This window comes from Rhodococcus jostii NBRC 16295 (genome assembly GCF_001894825.1).
GTDB classification, from domain to species: domain Bacteria; phylum Actinomycetota; class Actinomycetes; order Mycobacteriales; family Mycobacteriaceae; genus Rhodococcus_F; species Rhodococcus_F jostii.
Genome location: NZ_BCWY01000029.1, coordinates 41,353 through 63,059 on the forward strand (window position 1 = coordinate 41,353; position 21,707 = coordinate 63,059).

The 21,707-nt window shown below is 66.7% G+C and carries 19 protein-coding genes; 4 read left to right on the top strand and 15 right to left on the bottom strand.

The window, feature by feature from the left end; translation table 11 throughout:
- The first annotated feature begins 19 nt into the window (after positions 1 to 19).
- On the top strand, positions 20 to 2,044 hold the full coding sequence (locus tag RJ1_RS19685) for an APC family permease (RefSeq protein WP_073362927.1): 2,025 nt from the start codon (positions 20 to 22) through the stop codon (positions 2,042 to 2,044).
- On the opposite strand, the gene RJ1_RS19690 is transcribed toward RJ1_RS19685, so the two are convergent.
- The 14 genes from RJ1_RS19690 to RJ1_RS19755 all read right to left on the bottom strand — a co-directional run bounded on the left by RJ1_RS19690 (position 2,013) and on the right by RJ1_RS19755 (position 16,579).
- Positions 2,013 to 3,629, bottom strand: a complete 1,617-nt coding sequence (locus RJ1_RS19690; protein WP_073362929.1) for an FAD-dependent monooxygenase — start codon at positions 3,627 to 3,629, stop codon at positions 2,013 to 2,015. The genes RJ1_RS19685 and RJ1_RS19690 overlap by 32 nt on opposite strands.
- A gap of 96 nt (positions 3,630 to 3,725) precedes the next feature.
- A complete protein-coding gene (locus RJ1_RS19695) occupies positions 3,726 to 4,484 on the bottom strand; it encodes an ABC transporter permease (RefSeq protein WP_073362930.1) in 759 nt (252 codons plus the stop codon).
- A gap of 42 nt (positions 4,485 to 4,526) precedes the next feature.
- Entirely contained in the window at positions 4,527 to 5,840 is a 1,314-nt protein-coding gene (locus RJ1_RS19700) for an MFS transporter (protein ID WP_338049567.1), read from the bottom strand.
- A 17-nt stretch (positions 5,841 to 5,857) separates the two neighbouring features.
- The gene (locus RJ1_RS19705) at positions 5,858 to 6,889 is read right to left on the bottom strand and encodes an ABC transporter substrate-binding protein (protein ID WP_073362931.1); all 1,032 of its coding nucleotides are present in this window, start codon (positions 6,887 to 6,889) and stop codon (positions 5,858 to 5,860) included.
- The gene (locus RJ1_RS19710; protein WP_073362932.1) at positions 6,886 to 7,911 is read right to left on the bottom strand and encodes an ABC transporter substrate-binding protein; all 1,026 of its coding nucleotides are present in this window, start codon (positions 7,909 to 7,911) and stop codon (positions 6,886 to 6,888) included. The genes RJ1_RS19705 and RJ1_RS19710 overlap by 4 nt, the downstream gene beginning before the upstream one ends.
- 67 nt (positions 7,912 to 7,978) lie before the next feature.
- A complete protein-coding gene (locus RJ1_RS19715) occupies positions 7,979 to 8,818 on the bottom strand; it encodes a metallophosphoesterase family protein (RefSeq protein WP_073362933.1) in 840 nt (279 codons plus the stop codon).
- A 32-nt stretch (positions 8,819 to 8,850) separates the two neighbouring features.
- Positions 8,851 to 9,741 (bottom strand): carbohydrate ABC transporter permease, encoded by an 891-nt coding sequence (locus RJ1_RS19720; RefSeq protein WP_073362935.1) that lies wholly within the window; start codon positions 9,739 to 9,741, stop codon positions 8,851 to 8,853.
- 8 nt (positions 9,742 to 9,749) lie between these two features.
- Positions 9,750 to 10,703, bottom strand: a complete 954-nt coding sequence (locus RJ1_RS19725; RefSeq protein ID WP_073362937.1) for a carbohydrate ABC transporter permease — start codon at positions 10,701 to 10,703, stop codon at positions 9,750 to 9,752.
- On the bottom strand, positions 10,703 to 11,566 hold the full coding sequence (locus RJ1_RS19730) for a phosphodiesterase (RefSeq protein ID WP_073362940.1): 864 nt from the start codon (positions 11,564 to 11,566) through the stop codon (positions 10,703 to 10,705). Before RJ1_RS19730 ends, RJ1_RS19725 begins: the two co-directional genes overlap by 1 nt.
- Before the next feature lie 26 nt (positions 11,567 to 11,592).
- Positions 11,593 to 12,342 (bottom strand): tyrosine-protein phosphatase, encoded by a 750-nt coding sequence (locus RJ1_RS19735; RefSeq protein WP_073362943.1) that lies wholly within the window; start codon positions 12,340 to 12,342, stop codon positions 11,593 to 11,595.
- A 31-nt stretch (positions 12,343 to 12,373) separates the two neighbouring features.
- Positions 12,374 to 13,735: an extracellular solute-binding protein gene (locus tag RJ1_RS19740; protein ID WP_073362945.1), complete on the bottom strand. Its 1,362-nt coding sequence runs from the start codon at positions 13,733 to 13,735 to the stop codon at positions 12,374 to 12,376.
- Positions 13,735 to 14,886 carry an ABC transporter ATP-binding protein gene (locus RJ1_RS19745; protein ID WP_073362948.1) on the bottom strand — a complete coding sequence of 384 codons (1,152 nt, stop codon included), beginning with the start codon at positions 14,884 to 14,886 and terminating at the stop codon, positions 13,735 to 13,737. The genes RJ1_RS19740 and RJ1_RS19745 overlap by 1 nt, the downstream gene beginning before the upstream one ends.
- A 147-nt stretch (positions 14,887 to 15,033) precedes the next feature.
- Positions 15,034 to 15,903, bottom strand: coding sequence for a MurR/RpiR family transcriptional regulator (locus RJ1_RS19750; protein ID WP_073362950.1), 870 nt, complete (start codon positions 15,901 to 15,903; stop codon positions 15,034 to 15,036).
- Positions 15,904 to 15,991: 88 nt separating this feature from the next.
- Positions 15,992 to 16,579 carry a carboxymuconolactone decarboxylase family protein gene (locus RJ1_RS19755; protein WP_073362952.1) on the bottom strand — a complete coding sequence of 196 codons (588 nt, stop codon included), beginning with the start codon at positions 16,577 to 16,579 and terminating at the stop codon, positions 15,992 to 15,994.
- Between the two features lie 239 nt (positions 16,580 to 16,818).
- Between RJ1_RS19755 and RJ1_RS19760 the strand changes: the two genes are divergently transcribed.
- Positions 16,819 to 17,760, top strand: a complete 942-nt coding sequence (locus RJ1_RS19760; RefSeq protein ID WP_073362955.1) for an alpha/beta hydrolase — start codon at positions 16,819 to 16,821, stop codon at positions 17,758 to 17,760.
- Positions 17,761 to 17,766: 6 nt separating this feature from the next.
- The gene (locus tag RJ1_RS19765; protein WP_073362958.1) at positions 17,767 to 19,266 is read left to right on the top strand and encodes an FAD-dependent oxidoreductase; all 1,500 of its coding nucleotides are present in this window, start codon (positions 17,767 to 17,769) and stop codon (positions 19,264 to 19,266) included.
- A 21-nt stretch (positions 19,267 to 19,287) separates the two neighbouring features.
- Here RJ1_RS19765 and RJ1_RS19770 read toward each other — a convergent pair whose 3' ends face one another.
- Positions 19,288 to 20,208, bottom strand: coding sequence for a LysR family transcriptional regulator (locus RJ1_RS19770; protein WP_073362960.1), 921 nt, complete (start codon positions 20,206 to 20,208; stop codon positions 19,288 to 19,290).
- A gap of 93 nt (positions 20,209 to 20,301) precedes the next feature.
- Between RJ1_RS19770 and RJ1_RS19775 the strand changes: the two genes are divergently transcribed.
- The gene (locus RJ1_RS19775; protein WP_073362962.1) at positions 20,302 to 21,666 is read left to right on the top strand and encodes an amidohydrolase family protein; all 1,365 of its coding nucleotides are present in this window, start codon (positions 20,302 to 20,304) and stop codon (positions 21,664 to 21,666) included.
- Positions 21,667 to 21,707 lie beyond the last annotated feature (41 nt).

Here is a 21,707-nt window from a genome sequence, read left to right on the forward strand (position 1 = left end):
ACGGTTCTACGCTGAACGTGTGGTGGCTCTCGTGCGAGCGGTCCGGCGGCTGGCTCTGGGACGCCCCCTGCGCAGCGACGACCTCGGGGAGCAGTTGCTGACCAAGCGCCTCGCTCTCCCGATCTTCGCCTCCGACCCCCTGTCGTCCGTGGCGTACGCGACGCAGGAGATCCTGCTGATCCTGTCGCTGGGTGGGCTCGCGTACTTCTACCTGACGCCGTATCTGGCGGTCGGGGTGGTGGTCCTCCTCGCCGTGGTCGCGTTGTCGTACCGCCAGGTGGTGTTCGCCTATCCCAGCGGCGGCGGCTCGTACGAGGTGGCCACCAAGAACCTCGGACCGTCCGCCGGCCTGACGGTGGCGTCGGCACTGCTCATCGATTACGTCATGACGGTGGCCGTGTCGGTCTCGGCGGGCGTCGACAACCTGATCTCCGCCGTGCCCGCCCTGAACACGCATCGGGTGGCGCTGGCCGTGGCGTTCGTCGTGCTGCTGACCGTGATGAACCTGCGTGGGATCCGCGAATCCGGGACGGCGTTCGCGTTCCCGACGTACGGGTTCATCGCCGGCGTCATGATCCTCATCGTCACCGGATTCGTCCGCGTCGCGGCCGGATCCACACCCGTCGCCGAAAGTGCCGGGTACACCATCGAACCGGAACTGTCCGGGCTGACCGGACTGGCCCTCGTGTTCTTCGCGCTGCGCGCGTTCTCGTCCGGATGTACCGCACTGACGGGTGTCGAGGCGATCTCCAACGGGGTGCCGGCGTTCCGTAAACCCAAGAGCGCCAACGCCGCGAAGACACTCATGGCGATGGCGGCGACGGCGATCGTGATGTTCGCCGGGATCACGGCCCTCGCGATCGTCAGCAAGGTGCACGTCGCGGTGAACCCGTGCGATCTGATCGGGTTCGCCGGGAACTGCGAGACCGACCCGCAGCGCACCGTCATCGCCCAGATCGCGGCGGCCGTGTTCGGTGGCACCACCAACATCGGCTTCTTCTACATCCAGGCCGCGACCGTCCTGATCCTCGTACTCGCCGCGAACACCGCCTACAACGGATTCCCGCTGCTCGCCTCGGTGCTCGGCCGCGACCGCTACCTTCCCGTCCAGCTCAACACTCGCGGCGACCGGCTGGCGTTCAGCAATGGCATCGTGCTCCTCGCCGTGACGGCGGGCGGGCTGATCGTGCTGTTCGACGCGTCCGTCACCCACCTCATCCAGCTGTACATCCTCGGGGTGTTCACGTCCTTCACACTCAGCCAGGCGGGCATGGTCCGGCACTGGAATCAGGTGCTGGCAACCGAATCCGACGGCCGGGAGCGCCACAAGATTCGCGCTCGACGGGTACTCAACGGCGCCGGAGCCATACTCACCGGCACGGTCCTGATCATCGTCACGATCACGAAGTTCACCCAGGGCGCCTACCTGGTGGTCATCGCGATGCCGATCCTGTTCTTCCTGATGCGCGGGGTGCGGCGGCACTACGACCGGATCGCGGCGCTCCTCATCGTCGACGAGGACAGCTTCACCCTGCCCTCCCAGGTGCACACCATCGTGCTGGTGTCGGTGCTCAACAAGCCCACCGCGCGGGCCCTCGCCTACGCCCGCGCCACCCATCCGACGACGCTCGAGGCCGTCACCGTGCTCGGCGACAAAACCGGAAAACTGAAGCGGGACTGGGAGAAGTACGAGGTTCCGGTGCCGCTGAAAGTCCTCGAATCGCCCTACCGTGAAGTCACCACCCCCATCGTGGGGTACGTGAAGTCGGTCCGGAAACGGATCCCGGACGGGGTGGTCACCATCTTCATCCCCGAGTACGTGGTGGGTCACTGGTGGGAACACCTGCTGCACAATCAGAATGCGCTGCGTCTCAAGGGCAGGTTGCTGTTCACGTCCGGTGTGATGGTCACGAGCGTGCCGTGGCTGCTGGATTCGGCCACCCGTGCCGGGGCACCCCTCAGCAAGCCTGCACCGGGTGACATCCGGCGCGGGCTCCCGCCCACCGCCGAGATCAGCGGAAAGTCGACTTCAGGTACTCCGTGAGCCCGTCGACGGCGACGGGACCCTGACGGAACCCCAGATAGCCGTCAGGGCGGACGACGAACGCCGCGGACCCCTCGGCGCCGTACGCATTCGCGAACTCGCCGTCGCGGTCCCGGACGAGGGGAAGGATCGTTTCCCCGACCTCTGCGCCGGGCGAGGCGACGAGGTAGGTGTCGACGAGTCCGTGGGTCGCGGCGTCCGCCGACTTCGCCACCGCCTCCAGCAGTTCCAGTCCGCGCGAATCGACCGAATCGTCGGCGTAGAGCAGCAACGTGTGGTTCGGGCCCGCGAGCAGCGTGAACAGCCTGATAGGTGAGCTGACCACGGCACGGGTCAGCCCGCGGGCGTCCGGCGCCCGGCCACCGGGCTCGACCACCGCAGTCGAGGCCGGGGCCGCGACGATCGGACTGTCCGAGTAGCGGATGAGAAGCTGCGCCTCGCGGCGGATCACGAAGTCCGGATCCGACGACCCCGCCCCGATTCCCTCCCGCGCGCTGCGCACCGTGCGTCCCACCACCTCCTCCCCGACCGGCCGCCGTTCGGCGTCGTAACTGTCCATCAGGTCGGGGGCCGCGGCACCGGACACGGCGAGCGCGACCTTCCACGCGAGGTTGTGCGCGTCCTGGATGCCGGTGTTCATGCCCTGCGCACCGGTCGGCGGGTGAATGTGTGCGGCGTCGCCCGCGACGAACACACGTCCGCGCCCGTAGGAGTCGACGATGCGGTGGCTGATGCGAAACACGGAGGCCCAGCGGAGGTTCGACGCCCGCGTCGGCTGGGGCGACAGTCGGTCGATCACCGCCTGGATGTGGCTCAATTCGGGTTTCGGTCCCGCTCCGAACCCGTGCTCGATCTTGTCGGTGGCGGGGGCGCCGGCGCCGGCGAGGTCGTCGGGCACCAGCATCGACATCCGATATCGCCGATGCCCGGGCAGCGGAATGCACACGAGCAGATCGTCGGTCTCGCCGTCCGTCTGATGCATCGACCGGATTCCCCAGCCGCGGGGCATCGACCAGTCGACCTCGACGTCACCGAGCATGTACTGCTCGGTGAACGCCCCGCCCTCGAACGTGAGTCCGAGACCCTTCCGGACCACGCTGTGCGCGCCGTCGCAGCCGAGAAGGTACTGGATGCGGACGGTGTCGTCGCCACCCGCGCCGGCCAGCGTGGCGGTCACCCCGTCGTCGTCCTGTTCGAATGCCGTCAAACTCGTGCCACGTTCGATCGTCGTGCCGAACGTGGCCAGGTGTTCGGTGAGGATGCGTTCGGTCGCGTACTGGGGCAGCCCGATGAATCCGAACGGAATGTCGGCCGGCACCGCCAATTCCAGACGGGCGACCTCGTCACCGTTGACGTACACGATCTGCCCGCGCATCTGGATCGACGCGTCCAGGACGTGCCGCAGCACGCCGAGGCTCTCGAAGACCTCGAGGCTGCGCGGCTGGATCCCCACCGCCTTCGCGTACTGCGGCGGTTCGAGCAGCGGATCGATGATGCGGCAGGAGACGCCTTGCCTGCGCAATTCGATCGCCGCCGTCAGACCCACGGGACCAGCTCCGACCACCAATACCTCGGGATGCACCACAGAACACCGCCTCGTCAGCAGGGACCGACACCGATCAGTATGCGGGACCGATGACGGGCTTGACCGGCGTTCGGGCCAGACCAGGATCCTTCACGTTCACACGGCGGGGTGTCGCGGACGGTGGACGGCTTCCCGGCCCACCAGTTCGACGGTCACGGCCACGGCGCACGTCTGGGCCAGCAGCAACCCGACGAGGACGAGGATCTGGACGGCGCCGGCCTGGACGGCGGACCCGCTGGCCAGCAGCACCCCGACGAACGCACCCGGCAGGGTGACCAACCCGACGGTCCGGGTCTGATCGAGCCCGGGCAGCAACGCATCCGCGGCGGCGGACCGCACCACCTCCATGCGGGCGTCGCGCACGGTGAGACCGAGGCTCAGCCCCGCCTCTACCTCGCCCCACCGCTGCTCGACCGCGTCGAGTCCGCGTTTCGCGGCAAGGGACGTCGCGGTCATCGCGCCGCCGAGCACGATGCCGCCGATGGGGACGAGGGCGACCCCTTCGAGGGGAACCACCCGGCTCAGCAGCATCATCGGCAGGACCAAGCCCACTCCCGCGCCGAGGGACAATGCCAGCCACCCGGCGGACCATCCGGCTCGCGCGCGCCGGGCCGACGTCGCCACGGCCGCCGCGAACATGACGACCAGGACGAGGATCGACGACCACAGGTGCGCGAGTGCGGCAGCCAGGATCAGTGACACTGCCGCGAGTTGGACAGCGCCCCGAATCGCCGCGCTCGGCACGACGAGTGGGCTGCCGAGACGGGTGATGCGGTAGATCACCGCCGCGCACACGACCATGACCGTGCACAGCACAGCCAGCCCGACACCGGGATTCGCCAACGACGTACTCACCCGGCTCAGTGTTCCAGGTTCCGCCGACCGGCAGCTGCGGGATCAGTTCACGGTGGGACGGCGAATCATGCTGGTTCGGCCGGTCCACCACCACAGACCGGTCGCCGCGGCGGCCACGGTCGCGGCGAGAACCCACCACGGCCTCACGAGACCGGCCGCACCCTCGTCGACGAGGTCGTAGATCCTCCCGACACCCAGCGCGACCAGGAGCGTCAGCACGCCGCCGAGCGTGTTGAGCATCCCGAAGTGGGCGCCGAGGTTACGTTCGCCCGCCAGGATCGCGATGGTGTCCCGCATCGGCGGCACCATCAGCATCTGTCCCAGGTGCAGTAGAGCGACCCACACGATCAACCCCGACAGTTGCGCCACCGCGGACCCCGGCGCGCACAGCGCGGGCAGCACCGGTGCCAGGAACGATGCGGCCACCACCGCCATTCCGGCGACAGTGGCGGCGCGGTGGCCCAACCGGTTCGCGACCGCCACCATCGGGGACTGCCCGAAGATCACGAGGAGCGCGGCTCCCGTGAAGAACCAGCCCAGCGCCGCTTGCGATCCGACTCCCCGCTCGAGCTGCTCGGGCAGCATCAGGTACAGCTGGTTGTACGCAGCCAATTGGGCACCGCAGAGCGCGGCGAAGACGAGGAAGCCCCGATTCTTCAGAACCGTCCGCCACACATGCTGCAGACTGCCGGACGGGGACGCGTCCGAAGGCTGGTACGACGTGGACACATCCGCGGGAAGCCAGATCGCGAACGCGACCCACAGCCCGGTGAACAGCACTGCCGCCGCGACCGCCGTCCACACGAACGGCACCACCAGGAGCACCGCGCCGAGAGCCGGACCGACGACCGTTCCGAGCCGACTGCACATCTGCTCGAGCGCAAACAACTCGGTGCGGCGGAGCACCCCGTCCTCCTCCAGCTGCCGGCCGTACGCCGCATCCGCCGCTTCGACGGCGGGCGCGAACAGGGCGGCCGCCAGCCCGACCAGGAGAACCCCGACGATCATCCCCTCGAACGTCGCCGCCACCCCGAGCACGAGGAAACCGACGACCCGCAGTGCGATCCCCAGCAGGACCAACGGCCGCACGCCGAATCGGTCGGCGAGACTGCCGCCGAGAAAGAACAGGCCCTGCTGGCTGAAGGTACGCAGCCCCAGGACGAGCCCGACCGCCCAGCTCGCCAAGCCCAGATCCTCCGACATGTGAACCGCGAGAAAAGGCACCACCAGGTAGAAGCCCACATTGAACAGGACCATCGACAGAAGGATCAGACGAACGGGCGCGGGGAGGACGCGTGCCAGACGGAGCGAACGAGCAAGAGAACTCAGCGGTCGGGCACGCAGCACAGTCGCCACCCTATCCGGGGGCGGGATCACTTCTGCTGCACGGTCTCCCCGAGGACGGTCAGAACCTGCCTGGCGGCGGTGGGTCCGGTGTTGAGATAGAACACGTCGTCGTCGACGGGGATCGCCCGACCCGCCCGCACCGCCTGAAGCTCCGGCCAGAGTGGCGCCTTCGTGAGCGTCGACGCGTCCCCGCCCTGGACGCCGTAGAAGATCCACTCGGCGTCGGCGACGGTCAATTCCTCCTCGCTGATGTCCCGGGACGTCTCGCCGAACTGCTGGGAGGCCGGGCGCGCGAGTCCCGCGTCTTCCGCGATGCTTCCCGTGAACGACGGAACTCCGAAGATGCGCAGGCGGTTTCCGTTCTGGCGGGTGAACGACACGGTGGGCGCCGCTCCGAGTGACGTCCCGACCGCCGCCGCATCGGCATGGAACGTGTCGAGCAGAGACTGCGCCTGCTCCGTCCGTCCGAGCGCGTCGGCGGCGAGGAGGAAGTCCTGCTTCCAGTACACCCCGGTCCCCTGTGTCGCGACCGTCGGCGCGATGGCCGACAGTTGCGCGTACAGCGTGTCGGCGTCCTTGCCTGCGGTGTTCATCAGGATGAGGTCGGGGGCAAGGTTCGCGATCGCCTCGTAATTGGGGGTGAAGCGCCCGCCGGCGTCGACCACGCTGTCGAGACCGGAGCGGTACTGCGGGTACGCGGCGAGGAGGTAGGGTGGGATCAGTTCGGCGCCATCGCCTCTCGTCGATCCGGCCGGGACGACACCGAGGGAGAGCAACGCGTCCGCCTGGCCGGTGGAGATCACCACCACCTTCTCCGGCTCGGCGTCGAGGGTGGTCTCGCCCTGGAAGTGGGCCACGGTCCGCGGGAATTCGCCGTCCGGCTTTCCGCTGCCCATGCCCTCCGGAACTGTCCTCGGGGCCACGAAGTCGCCGGTGGCCGCCGGCGGTACGACGGTAGTGATCGTCGACGATGCGGTGTCCTGGGTGCTCGAACACCCACTGAGCACCAGCGCGAACGCCGCGACAGCGGCTATCCCTACGGCCCCGACTCGAATCATCGTCGTGCGACCGCGGTCTCGTTGATCTTGGCGACGAACTCCTCGAGGACGAACGGAATCGTGAGCGGATTCGGCATCGACACCGCGTCGCTGACGATCGGGTCCAGGCTGATCACACCACCGCTTCGGACGACGTTCAGGTTTGTGAAGGCGGGCTGGGACTCCATCTCGCCGCGAGCCTTCTCGTAGTTGTCGAACAGCAGGTAGTCGCACTCGAGCAGATCGTAGTTCTCAGCCGAGATCTCGACGTTGAGCTTGTTCTCGAATCGGTCCTTCAACGCCGGAGGCGTCTCGAAACCCAGCTGGGTCAACAGTTGCGCCCGGGCGGCGGAGGGGCTGAACGCGCGCAGATTCCCGTCGCTCCACCGAATGACCAGCGCCGCCGTCTTTCCGGCGAACTGCGGGTTCTCGTCCCGGGTCCGCGCGATGAGGCTCTCGATGCCCTGCACTTCCTGCTTCGCCTGCGCGGGAAGTCCGACCGCCGTACCGATCCGGGTGGTGACCTCCTGCCACGGCAGTACCCAGTCCGTCTGGTCGGCGGCGTGCAACAAGGTCGGCGCGATCGCGCTGAGCTGCTGGTACGTGCTCTCGTCGATCGCATTGTTGACCGCGATGATCAGGTCGGGGTCGGCCGCGGCGACGGTTTCGACGACGAACTTTGTGGTGGCGTCGGCAAGGGCGACGGGATCGGCACCGTGCACGCTCGGATCCGCCCACACCCCGATGCCGTCGTCGGTCGAGCCCTTCCACACCGGCACCAGCACCGGCGTCAGCCCGAGGGAGAGGAGCACGTCGGCGTCTCCGATGCCCACCGCCGCGATGCGCGTCGGGGCCTGAGTGACGGTGGTCGAACCGAATTTGTGATCGATCGTGACCGGGAAGGCAGCCGGTTCGGCGTGGCCGGCAGCAGCGTCACCGACGTCGCTGCCGGAGCCGTCGTCGCTGCAGCCGGCCACGGCTATCCCGGCAAGTGTCGCGAAACTGATCGACAGCATGGCACGTCGGCTCAACGTCGGAGTCATATCCGGTCCTCTCAGGCTTTGGGTAGCCTAACCATAGAGGACACGTCGGGCACGTGCGGCCGCGACCTCAGCTCACCGCGCCGGCGTCGAGGTCGGCAATCGCCCCGGTCACCTCGGGCACGGAGGTGGCGGTGACATCGTCGAGCCCCGGGACGGACCGGTAGTACGCCCGGACCCGGTTGTCCTCGCAGTGGTACTCGACGACCCCGAGTTGCTGCAGCGTTCCCGGTACGGCGTCGTCGACGTCCCCGACGAAGCCGGTAGCTGGCGCCCAGACCTCGACGGCGTCACCTCGCCACGTCTGGCGGTAGCAGTGCAGGTGTCCGCTGCCCACGGCCGCGAGGGACACCTGGTCGAGCAGAGCGAGCAGACGCGTCCTCGACTCTCCGATGTCGACGGCATGCCCGACCGGCTCGTCCAGTGCGCTCCAGATCGGCTTGTGGAGGAACACGATCACCGGCCGGCCGCTCAGTTCGGCCACGGACCGTTCGATCCACTGCCACTGCGCGGCCTCCCGGTCGAGTCCCGACCCGAACAGTTCGCTGTTCAGGCCGAGGACGGTCCACCCGTCGACGTCGCGCCGCCAGTGATCGGGGCCCCACACCGCCTCGAATGCCGCGACCCGCTCGTCGCTGACACCGATCCCCTTCCACGGCGTCTCCCCCGGTTCCCCGACGTCGTGGTTGCCGGGCACGACGACCACGGGAGCGGTGAACCGCTGCATCAGTTCACGGGCGTGCGCACGGTCGTCGGCGTCGTCGGGATGGATGATGACGATGTCACCGGAGTGGACGATCAGGTCGGGACGGACCTGATCGTTCACGTAGTCGACGATGCGATCGAAGTTCTCCTGCGTGCGCCCGCCGCGGGCGGTCAGGTGTGTATCACTGATCTGGACGATCTTCATCGAAACTCCTTCGAATTATGTTTGGCCGTGCACTATTTGAGGCCCGAGCGGACGAATGCGTCACGCACGTAGCGCTGGAGGAACAGGTAGATCAGGAAGATGGGCAGGCAGGCGAGACCGGACGCCGCCATCACCGCGCCCCAGTTGTTGCCCTCCGCACCGAGGAAGCCGCGAATTCCGATCTGGACGACCGCGTTCGACTGCCGCATGATCAGCGAAGGCCACAGGTACTCGTTCCACGCCGAGATGAACAACATGATGCCCAGTGCCGCGAGCGCCGGCCGCATGTTGGGCAGCACCACCTTCCACAGCGTGGACCACGAGTTCTGGCCGTCGATCTGCGACGCGTCCAGCAACTCCCGGGGGAAGGCCTCCATGTGCTGGCGCATGAGCAGGACGCCGAACGCCGAACACAGGTTCGGGATCACGATCCCGGCAACGGTATCGAGCAGGCCCATCTGTGAGATGAGGAGATAGTTCGGGATCATGGTGACCTGGAACGGCACCAGCCAGGATCCCACGAACAGCAGGAACAGGACCTGCTTCCCGAAGAAGGTCCACCGTGCGAACGCGTAGGCGGCCAGGATCGCGACGAGGAGCTGGCTCACCGACATCGCCAGCGCCATGACGAACGTGTTGACCAGCATCGACGCCATCGGAATGGTCTCCCACACGTAGCGGAAGTTGTCGAGACTGAACGGGGACGGCACGGGGCTGACCGACAGGGAGTCCTCGGGACGGCGGAACGCGGTGGCGAACATCCAGTACACCGGGAAGATGCTGAAGACGGTGACCGCGGCGAGCACCACGTGTCCCGTCGCCACCCGTCCGACGGAACGGGTGGCGACCGGGGCGTCGCCGGGATCGCGGGCCGGGACTGTGGCGGCCGTGCGGGTCGGCGCCTCGACGAGTGCAAATGCCATGGGGTGTCCTAGTTGTCGTAGAAGCTCAGCCGGTCCGACACACGGACGAACACGACGGCGATCAGCCCGAAGCCCAGGAAGAACAGGGTCCCGGCCGCAGCCGACAGCCCGGCGTCGAAATTCTGGAATCCGAACTCGTACAGCAGGTAGTAGATGTTGGTGGAGGCGCCGCTGGGGCCGCCCTGGGTGACGATGTCGATGATCGGGTAGGCCCACTGCGCGCCCAGCAGGATCGTCATGAGGCCGAGGAACACGAGCGTCGGCGACAGCAGCGGCAGCGTGATCCTGCGGGTGATCGTCGATTGCGATGCGCCGTCGAGTGCCGCAGCCGATGCGTAGTCGGGATTGATTCCGGCCAGTCCGGCTGAGATGACGAGCACACCGAAGCCGAGCATCTGCCATCCGACGATGAGCACGACCCCGAGCATCGCCAGGCCGGGTTCACGGAACACGTTGCCCAGTTCGAATCCGAGGGTCGCGGCCACCCGGGGAATCGTGCCGCCCTCGGGATTGAACAACCACCGCCAGATCGCGCTGCCCGCCACCGGGGTGATGAGAAACGGAACGAAGATCAGCGCCTGGTAGAGCGTCTTCCATCGTCCCGCGACCCGGTTCGACAGCAACGCGACGACCATCGGCAGCAGCAGCGAGAACACCATGAACGCGAGCACGTACACGATCGTGTTCCGCAGCGCCTGGTGGAGTTCGGGCAGCGACAGAACCCGGACGTAGTTGTCCATTCCCACGGGAACTTTCGGGCTGGTGGGCACCATGTTCCACTGGTAGAACGACAGCCCGACGGTCTCCCCCAGCGGCTTGTAGATCCACACGACGAGCAACACGACGGCAGGCAGCAGGTACAGGTACGGCGCAAGACCGCGTCCTACCCGTGCAACCGGTGACGGTCGCGTCGTCGTCTCGGCGCTTCCGGCGGACGACGTGGGCGGAACTTCGACGAACATCAGACGCCGGGCGCCGTGAGCTGTTCGATCGACTGCCGAATGTCGTCCGCAGTCATCTCGTACACCGCCGGGGACACGTCGAGCGGGACCACCGTGTGCAGCACGCGGTCGCGGTAGACGTGCACCATGTTGAAACCCTGGGCGCCGTCCTGGCCACGGATGCTGCCCGCGTCGACGAGCAGATCCTGCGTGTAGCAGGTGGCCGAGGCGACCGACACCGGGATGCCCGCGAACGTGCACGTCGTGGAGTAGTGCAGGTGGCCCGCGAGGATTCCGCGAACGTCGGTGCCCGCGAGCACCGCCTCGAGCCGGTGCTGTTCCTTCAACTCGACCGACTCGATGGCGTCGAGCAGGCCCGGCACCGGCGGGTGGTGCAGGGCGAGCAGGGTGCCGTGCGGTGCGGGCTCGGCCAGGACGTCGGTCAGCCAGGCGAGCTGCTCTTCGCTGATCAGCCCGTGATGGAATCCTGGAACCGTGCTGTCCAGCACGATGATCCGCAGTCCGTTGACATCGACGACCGCGTCGACCGACTCCTCGGTGGGTTCGGCGTCCAGCAGACCGCTCCGAAAGGCAGGCCGGGCGTCGTGGTTGCCCATCACCCAGATCACCTTCGCGCCGAGTCGCTCCGCGGCAGGCTCGACGATCCGGCGCAGACGCACGTATGCCTCGGGCTCGCCCATGTCGGCGAGGTCGCCGGTGAACACGATGGCCTCGGGCCGCCTGCCGGCCTTCTCGAGTCGGTCGAAGAGACGGGTGAGGTTGGCGTCGCTGTCGACGCAGTCGTGGAGCAGGTCACCGTCGGTGACGAAGTGGGTGTCGCTGACGTGCAGGATGTAGTGATCCGGTTCGCCGTACTGGGACATGAATGTTTCTCCTGTGGATGTGGATGTCAGGCGACGAGTGCGCGACGCAGGTCGTCGAATTCGCCCTCGGTCATGCCGTGGGCCCGGAGGTAGCCGCGGACGCCTCCGTGGGTGGTGGTGATCGAGTCGAGAGTCGTGCGCATCAGCGCGGACGGGCTGGCGCCGACCAGGTGGTCGACGTCCACGCCGTCGGGAAGGCCGCGGGCGCGCATCTTGTCGGCCATCGCGAGCGCCCACTCACCGGCCAGCAGAACCTCGGACATTGCGTAGTCGGCCACGATGTCGCGCTGATCGACACCCACCGCCGCAAGGGTCAATGCGACGACCAGACCGGTGCGGTCCTTGCCTGCGGTGCAGTGCACGACGGTGGGGTCGTCGCCCGAGCCGGCGATGGCACGGACTGCGCGGGTCAAGCGATGTCCGTAGTTCCCGACCATCTCGCGGTAGACGACGGCGAGGTCGAAGTTCGCGCCGTCGAGGTCGATCTCCCCCTCGTACACCGGCAGGTGCTCCACCCGATGTCCGACACCGTCGAGAGCGTTCGGGCTGTCGTCCAGTTCCTGCTGTTCGCGGAGGTCGATGACGAGTGCGAGTTTCCGCTCGCGGAGGAGGTCGCGCGCCGGCTGGTCGAGCTTGTGCAAGGCGTCCGACCGGAACAGCTTGTTCCACTTGGTCGTTCCCGCGTCCGTGGAAAAGCCGCCGAGATCGCGAAAGTTGTACGTGCCGGTCAGATTCAGGCGCCGATGATTGCTCGGCGCCGGCAGAGTGCTGGTCATGTTTCGGTGTCTCGTTCCGTTCGGAAGGTGGTTACCGGATGAGGTCTTGGACGCGCTGCTGCGCCGCCTGCATGGTGGTGGCCGGGTCCTTGCCGTAGTACACCGAGTCCTCCACCGCCTGTTCGAGAATGTCGTCGGCCTGCACGTAGCTGTTGCCGGGGTAGGACTTCCACGCCTCGAGCTTGTCGAGTTGTCCGAGGTTGGGCGCCAGCAGCGGATTGTTGTCGGCCCATTCCTTCAGCGACGCCGGGTCCTGCGTGAGTGACGGGCGCAGCGGCAGGTAGCCGATCTTGCTGGAGATCTCGGTGTACGCGTGATCGCTCGTCATGAACGTGATGAACTCCCACGACGCGCGCTGCTTCGCCGGATCCTGCGAGAACGTGAACAACGCCGACCCGGAATTGGTGGGCACGGCGTCGTGGCCGTCGAAGGCGGGCATCGGTGCGGCCCGCAGGTCCCAGCCGCCGGTGGCCGCCGACTTCATGAACATCCCCTGCAGCGCCGACGTCTGCAACTGGATCGCCACGTCACCCTTCGCGAAACTTTCGTACTGGGTGGTCGAGTCGAGATTGGCGAGGACGCCGTCGTCGTACATCTGCCGCAACGTGGTCACCGCCGATACCGCCTCGGGCTCACCGAATTCGATGGTCGTGCGGTCCTGCGACAGCACGTCGCCGCCGGCCGACCGGAACAGCGCCTGCATGCACCAGTTTCCGCCCTTCACCGAGCACGACACGGACAGCGCCGGCTTGCCCGTCGCCGCAGTCACCGCCTTCGCGGCGGCCGCGACCTTCGGCCACGTCGACAGGTCCGCGTCGGCCGGCAGGCCGGCCTTCGCGAGTGCCGTCGCGTTGTAGAAGAGGGTGGGTGTGGAGAACACGTACGGGATGCCGAACGTCTCGCCGTTCCAGTCGCCGAGCGTCGCGGCCCGCGGGTGGAACGGGTGCTCGCCGCCGAACGTCGCGTCCACGGCCTCCGCGCCGAACAGTCCGTCGAGCGACTGGGCACCGAGTTCGTTGACGGCGAAATCGAGGGTGTCGAAGGTCAATTGGGCCACATCGGGCGGCGAGCCGGCGAGCATCTGTGTCTGCACGCTACTCGCCGTTCCGGACCCTGCGGTGCCGCTGCCCTGCGGCGGCTGCGCCTTCACGTGGATGTTCGGGTGCTCGGCCTCGAAGTCGGCGACGAGGCCGTTGATCGTGTCCGACCACAGTCCCGCCTGCTGGAGGTTGTACGACTCGAAGACGATGTCGACCTGCTGGTTCGGGTCGAGTTCGGGCACCGGTTCGCCGCTGCCGGCAGCCCCGGGTGCGGCGCCGCCCGTGGCACAGCCGGCCAGGGTGGCGGCGGCCACGGCCGCGGCCAGCACGGCAGAGAGTGTCGATTTACGCATCACGCTGCTCCTGTTGCGGAAAGTGTTTCGGAGTGAATCGGGGGTTGAAGGTCGGCGAGTTCGGGGACGTCGACCCATTCCAGACGGCGTCCGGTCGCGCGGTCGAAGAGGTGCAGGTGGGCGGGATCCGCGGTGAGGACCGCGGACCGGTGGGCGTGCAACGCGATCGGCCGGGGCGCCCGGACGCAGACAGTCGCACCGCCGACCTCGCAGTACGCGACCTGCTCGCTGCCGAGGTTCTCGACCGACGTCACGTCCACCGACAGCCGCACGCCCGCTTTCTCGGCGGGATCGACCACCCGGAGATGTTCCGGCCGGATCCCCAGGACGATGTCGCGGCCCTCGGTCTGTCCCGGCCACAGCGGCGCGGTCACTCCCTCGGCCGACGCCACGACCGTCCCCTGCACCGTGCGGACCCGCGCGTCGAGCAGATTCATCGCGGGACTGCCGAGGAAACCGGCGACGAACACGGATGCCGGACGGTCGTAGACGTCCTCGGGCGTTCCGACCTGTTCGAGAGCGCCGTTGTCGAGCAGGGCGATCCGCGTCGCCATCGTCATCGCCTCGACCTGATCGTGGGTGACGTACACGAACGTGGCTCCGAGCCTGCGATGGAGTTCGGTGAGTTCGCGCCGCGTCGCGGTCCGGAGCTTGGCATCGAGATTGGAGAGCGGCTCGTCCATCAGGAACGCCTTCGGATTGCGCACGATCGCGCGCCCGACCGCGACGCGTTGCCGCTGGCCGCCGGACAGCTCCTTCGGCTTTCTGCCCAGCAGGTGAGCGATGTCGAGTTGCTGCGCGACGGCCTCGACACGCTCGGCGGCCTCGGACTTGCGCATCTTCTTCACGCGCAATGGAAACGCGAGGTTCTTCGCGACGCTGAGGTGTGGGTAGAGCGCGTAGCTCTGGAAGACCATCGCGACGTCCCGGCGCCGGGACGGGGCGGCGGTGATGTCTTCGTCGTCGAGCAGGATACGGCCGCCGGTCGGCTCGAGGAGGCCCGCGAGCATCCTCAGCAGCGTGGTCTTGCCGCAACCGCTGGGCCCGAGGAGGACGAGGAAGTCGCCGTCCCGGATGTCGAGGTCGATGTTGTCGACCGCGGTGAAATCTGCGAACTTCCGACTCAGATTCTCGATCCGAATCCTGCCCATTGGCCTCTCCCGATGAAATGACGTTACCCAATCTCAGCGAGACGGGAATTTCGTTACATCGGTAGTTAGCCAGGCTCAGGTTAATGGCGAGCGAATGGCTGTCCAATCATCGGTGATGCTTCGCGCAACTACCGGAGCCGGACGCCCTCACGGATGGATCAGCGGCACAATCTGTTTGAACGTCGCCGCGGCCGCCTCCGCCGATCCACCCCGCACCCGGCAGACGGCGATCTGCAGGCTGATGAGGAACGCAATCTGCACCACGGTGGCCGACGCACCCAGCCCACCCCACGGCCCCGTGCCGCCACCGATGACGAGCCCGATATCGGATTTCTCCACCAGCGTCGATCGGGCGTAGCTGGTGACGCCGATGACCGTGGCGCCCGCCGCGCGGGCGGCCTCCACCGGCCGCAGGGTGACCGTGTTCAGCCCGCTGTCGCTCACCGCGAGGCACACGTCGCGGGAGGTGAGGCGCCCCGCAGTCAATTGCTGGATCACGGCATCGGTCGGTGCCTCGGCGTGGCGGCCGTTGAGAATGAACCGGACGGCCACGGCAGCCGCCGACGGTCCAGAACCGCCGTTCCCCACCACGACTACCCGCTCCGCCGTCGCGAGCGCCGACACCGCCCGTTCGAATGCGTCTTCGTCGAGGGGTGCGAGAGCGCCGGCGAGGTCCGTCGCCAGTTCGGCGAACACCGCCCGCACCAGCCCCGAACCGCTCTTTTCGGCCGGGAGTTCTCCCGAGGGACCCGTGTCGGCGGCACCCAGATCCCTCAGCAGAAGCATCCGCAGGTGCTGGAACCCCTTGAAACCGAGATTCTGGCAGGCCCGGATCACCGTGGCCGTCGACGTCCCCGCATTCTCGGCCACGTCGGCGGCGGACCACCAGGCAACCTCGCTCGGGCGCGCGACGCAGACCTCGGCGACGCGACGTTCACTCGGCGCGAGTGACGGCGCAATGGCACGGATCGCGGACAGGGTCGCTCCCACGGGCGGGTCGCTCGGTGACGAACTCATCCGACCTGGATAACACACGGCCGTGAACGACCGACGTCACGCCGTGCCCCACCGCGCGATGTCCGATTACGCCGAGGACTACACGAGTTCAGGCGTCGCCGAGACCCGTGGGCGCGCGGACGTCGAAGACATGCATCATCTGAGACAAGGTCCTGTAGTACCCGACCAGTACCACGAGTTCGAGTAGCGCCGGCTGACCCAGGCCGGCTTCGAATCGACGGAAGTCCTCGTCTTCGAGGGTGGTGGTGCCCTCGAGAAGATGACGGCAGAAGTTGTGCGCCGCCTGTTCGGTGGCATCCTCGGAGCGGAACTCGCCGCGCCGAAGCGCCGCCATCTCTTCGTCTCTCAGCCCGACGGCGCGTCCGACCCGTTCGTGGGCATATCGTTCGAACTCGCTGTCCGTCGCGGCGGCGACGGTGAGGATCGCGATTTCTCTGACCCGGGACGTCATCTCCGTCCGATACCGCACCGCACTTCCGAGCTCTTGCAGGGCCGAACCGAGGCCGGGCACGTGCAGCATCAGTCCGAAGGGCCCGTTGAGCCGGCCTTCACCGTCCCGAAGGGCGAACAGCTGTGGTCCCTCCGCGCGGGGGCCCGTCACGATGCTGTCGTACAACGCATTTTGCTCGGCGTCCAGCTCGGCGGGCGCCAGGGTCTTGATCCGTGAATCTGGCATGGAATTACCATCTTTCAGAAAAGTGGCCGGGTAGGCGCGATGATGAGACACAGAGTATGCCGCACCAGGCTCTGCACTCCTCGGTCGACACCGAATCACATCCCGAACCGAAGCTATTCGTCTGATGGATGCCGCGCATACGGGACTGGGGGTTCCCGAATATTCCCTGATTCGCCACTCTTGAGCCACGGCCCACGGTGGTAGTGGGCTCCGATACCAGACGAAGAGGTGACGTCGACGTGACAGCCCCGGTGGGGAACTCTGCCCGATGCGAGGTCCAGTCCTGCCCCGACATCGAGTTCGGTCGCTTCGACGGCCACATCCTCCGACTCGATTTGTCTCTCCCGATCGGCGTTGATGCCCCCGCTGTCGTGCTTTACCTGCACGGCGGCGGCTGGATGATCGGATCTCGCAAGAGTCGTGCCGTGCGGGCGGAACGACTCGCTCGGCACGGGTTCGCTGTCGCGAGCATCGACTACCGTCCCTCCACCGCGGCACCCTTCCCTGCCCAGATCGTCGATGTGGGCGCCGCGATCGAGTGGCTGAAAGGCCCTGGACAAGCCTTCGGACTCGACTCGAATCGTCTCGCCCTCTGGGGCGCGTCGGCGGGCGCCCACTTGGCGCTACTGGCCGCCGCCACTCCCACCATTCCGCGCGTGCAGCATCGCCTTCCGAGTCCGGCCGCGAACGTGCGGGCCGCCGTCGGCTTCTTCGGATGCTATGACCTCACCTCCCGGGGCGACGACGATCGCCCGGACGCCGGTTCCGGGATACCGCGCGAGATCCTCGAACAGGAATGGCCGCCGGGGGTCCCCGCACCGCCTTCGTCTCGGTACCTGAGAGCTCGACTGCTGGGGGTCGACGAATCGACGTTGAGCGATCGTGACCTGGCCACCATCAGCCCGTTCGCGAAGGCGCATCACATCCGCGTGCCGATCTTTCTCCTCCACGGAACACGCGACTCGATCACGTCCGTGCAGCAGAGCCGACGGATGGCTCGTGAACTGCGACGCCTCGGCGGGACGGCGCGCCTGAGTCTTCTCGAGGGTGCCAATCACGAGGACGCCGCGTTCGACACGGACGCCACCATCGCCAAGGTCGCCGCCTTCCTCCGCGAACACCTGGGCCCGTTCTGCACCCCGCCACTTACTTCCAAACATGTTATCCAACAAGGAGATTGATTCGATATGACCGCTCGCGTAGTTGTCGTCGGTGGTGGACCGTCGGGCCTGACGGTTGCGACCGAACTGTCACGGGCCGGGGTCGAGGTCGTTGTTCTCGAACGTCGAACGCAGCCGGTTCAGTCACGAGCCGGGACCATTCTGCCGAGAGTGCTGGAGCTACTCGATTCCCGGGGCCTGGCGCAGAAATTCATCGACCGGGCCGCGACCATTCGCTCCAACCCCCTGATACCCGTTCACATCTGGGCCGGGATGCAACCGGTCGACTGGCGGCATCTCGAATCGCGGTTCGGGTTTCGGCTGGTTCTTCCGCAGAACCACACCGAGGACCTGCTACTGGAGGAAGCACTCCGACTCGGAGTCGTCGTCAAGCACGGCGTGACTGTCGAATCCGTAGTCCAGCACTCCGACACGGTGACCGTGAACGCAGCGACCGAGGACGGACCCGTCAGCCTGTCCGCCGACTATCTGGTCGGCGCCGACGGCGGACGCAGTACGGTGCGGTCCCAACTCGGACTCGGTTTCGAGGGACACGGGCCGACATTCACCGGAATCGTGGCAGACCTGAGGATGGAAAGGCCGTGGCCCGAAGCGCGGCGGATGATCGACAACGACAAGGGCTGGATCACCTCGTTTCCGTTCGGCGAGAACGAGTCGATCACCCGGTTCAACATCGTGCACGCCGAACGCAGGCATGCCGCTCCGGGGGAACTGGTGACCGCCGACGAAGTTCGCCGATGCCTCACCGATGTTCTGGAGAAGGACCTGCCGTTCGACGAATTGGTGTGGGCGTCTCGCTTCACCGACTCCCTGAGAATCGCAACCAGATTCCAGCAGGGCCGAGTGTTCCTCGTCGGCGAATCTGCCCGCATCCACTACCCCGCGAGCGGCGTCGGGATGAACTTCTGCATCCAGGATGCATTCAACCTCGGGTGGAAGCTCGCCGCCGTCATCAACGGACACGCAGGACCGGCACTCCTGGCGACCTATGAGACCGAACGCCGGCCGGTCGCGGAGGCACTGCTGCGCAGTGTCGCGGCACAGTGCTCGGTCCAGTTCGACTTCACACCGGAGGGGGTGGCGTTCAAGCGAATGTTCGAACGCGACCTGTTACCGATTCCGGAGGTCAATCGCCGAATCGGACTCGAACTCAACGGGCTGTCCTTCCCCTATCCGACCGATTCACACCACCATCCGATGGTCGGGCACCGCTGCCCCGATCTGGATCTCGTCACCGGGAACGGTCCGACGAGGATGGGGGAAATGCTGCGCGAGAATGCCCTCGTCCTCATCGACGCCACCGGGGCAGGCACCTACTCGGCCCTCGCACTGGAGGGCCTGCCGGTTCGCGCCCACACCGGCCACGTCGTCCTCGCTCCCACCGGGCTCGACGACGTCAAGAGCCTGCTGGTCAGGCCCGACGGCTACATCGCGTGGGCCGGTGCCGACGCCCCCGCGACGGAGGATGCGCAGCTGGCGATCAAGCGCTGCCTCGCCGTCGAGTGAGCTGCCCGGGGGTGAGGGCACTCACCTGAGTGAGCGAACGAGTTGCGCTCTGAGCCAGCGATGTTCGGGATCCGCGTTGTACATCGGGTGCCACCACAGTGCATGGTTCAGCGGGGCGAGATTCAGAGGGAAGTCCACCGGCCGAATTCCCATTCCGCTCATCCGAGTCGCCAGTCGCTCCGGCAGGAGGGCGATGCGATCGGTGTGGGCGACGAAATACGGTAGAGCCAGATAGTTTTCGCCGACGACCTGCACGTACGGCTCGACTCCCTGCGCCCTTACCTGATGCAGCGGTGTCGTCGCGGCGTGGGGATGCGTCTGAAACACCGCCCACGGGTACTCGGTCAGCTGATCCAGCCGTACTGCGTCCCCGATGTGCTCGTTGTCCTCGGCCACCATACAGACCCACCGGTCGGAGAAGAGATCGACCGACGGCAGGTCGCTGACGAAGCCACGGGGCACGACCAGTGCATCGGCAGTCCGCAGGCTGTCCGATGCACGGTCGACGATCTCGGGTCTCAACTGCACGAAGTTGATGCGTAGGTGCGGGGCCTGCGCCAACAGATCACGGGTGATCGTGTCACCGACGGCAGCGAGCATGTAGTCGGACATGATCAGGGTGAACTCGCGGCTGGACCGTTCGATCTCGATGCCCGGCTCGGCGTCGAGCACCCGGTCGACTGCGGAGATCGCGACCGTCGTGCGCTCGACCAAGCTGCGGGCGAGCGGGGTGAGTTGATAGGAGTTGCCCACCCGAGCGAGTAGCGGATCCCCGAAGTACCTGCGAAGCCGCGCGAGCGCCGCACTCATCGCCGGCTGGCTCAGTCCGACTTCGATCGCTGCTCGGCTCACGCTTCGCTCGCGCAAGAGCGCGTCCAAGGACACGATGAGGTTGAGGTCGAGCTTGGCACGGTTGCCGGAGATCCGCTGTATCGAGCTCATGGATGCAGACTATATGCGACCCGGCATTCCCAAATAACCTCGGGAAAATGAGACTGATGGAAGTCAATCTTCCTCTCTCCGAACAGGACACTCATGGACCCGAGTCATGCCCGACCACGCCGCACACTCCTACGGGGAGCGACGGTCGTCAGCGTCGATCCGGATATCGGAGACTTCGACCGAGCCGACATCCTGATCAGTGATGATCTGATCGCAGGAATCGATTCGCGGATCGACGTCGAGCCGGAGGTCGAGGTCGTCGACATCGACGGAATGATCGCCCTTCCCGGATTTGTCGACACGCACCGCCACACCTGGCAGAGCGTCATGAGGCACGGATACGCCGAACTCGACCCCCTCCAATATTTCGACGAAATGCTCCGGGGAATCGGAGCGGCGTATGTGCCCGAAGACGTCAGGATCGGAAACCTCCTCGGTGCAGTATCGGCGTTGAGTGCAGGCACGACCACCGTCTTCGATTGGTCCCACATCCAGAACTCGCCCGAGCATTCCGACGCTGCGGTGGCCGGCCTGCAGGAGTCGGGCATCCGTGCCGTCTTCGGACACGGATGGCCGCTGCTCGACGACGGCCAGTGGACCGAGAACAGCACACTTACCCACCCGGCCGACATCGAGCGGCTACAGAAGCAGTACTTCACCGATCCGAACGGACTCGTGACTTTGGCGATGGCGGCCAGGGGCCCGGAAATGACCGCGCCCGGGGTGTGGCAGGCCGATCTCGCCTTCGCACGCGAGCTGGGCATCCGCACGTCGGTGCATGCCGGCGCCTACAGCCACAACGAGCCGGTACACGCAGTGGACCAGTACGGCAGGGCCGGTCTTCTTGCCGACGATCTGACCTTCGTGCACTGTTGCCGCTCCTCCGACGCCGAACTCGAGATGATCGCCGAGGCCGACGCCACCGTGTCGATCGGCGTGCACTGCGAGCTCAACTCGCAAGGAATCGGTGACGTTCCCCTCGACCGCATGCTCGCCGCAGGCATCCGACCGAGCCTCAGTGGGGATACCGAAACCAAATGCAGCGGAGACATGTTCACCCAGATGCGCATGCTCTTCGGCTACCACCGTTCGTGGATGGGCGGCGGTCACAGCTCCGTCTCCCCGGCCCACGCGCAACTGTTTCTCAGAGATGTGCTCGCATTCGCCACCATCGAGGGCGCGAGAGCACTCGGGCAGGACGATCGCATCGGCTCGCTCACTCCGGGTAAGCAGGCCGACATCATCCTTGTCCGTGCAACGGACCTGAACCTGACGCCTGTGCTCGATCCCGTGGCGTCTGTGGTTCTCGCCGCTCACGAGGGCAATGTCGATTCGGTTCTCGTCGGTGGGCGATTCGTCAAACGCGCCGGAGTCTTGCTCGGGTGCGATCGGTCCGCTCTCGTGCGCTCGGCGGCGGCATCGCAACAACGGATCCTTGCGAGACGAGCAGGCAGATAGCACGTGCACGCTTACGAACAGGACATATTCATCACACGAAT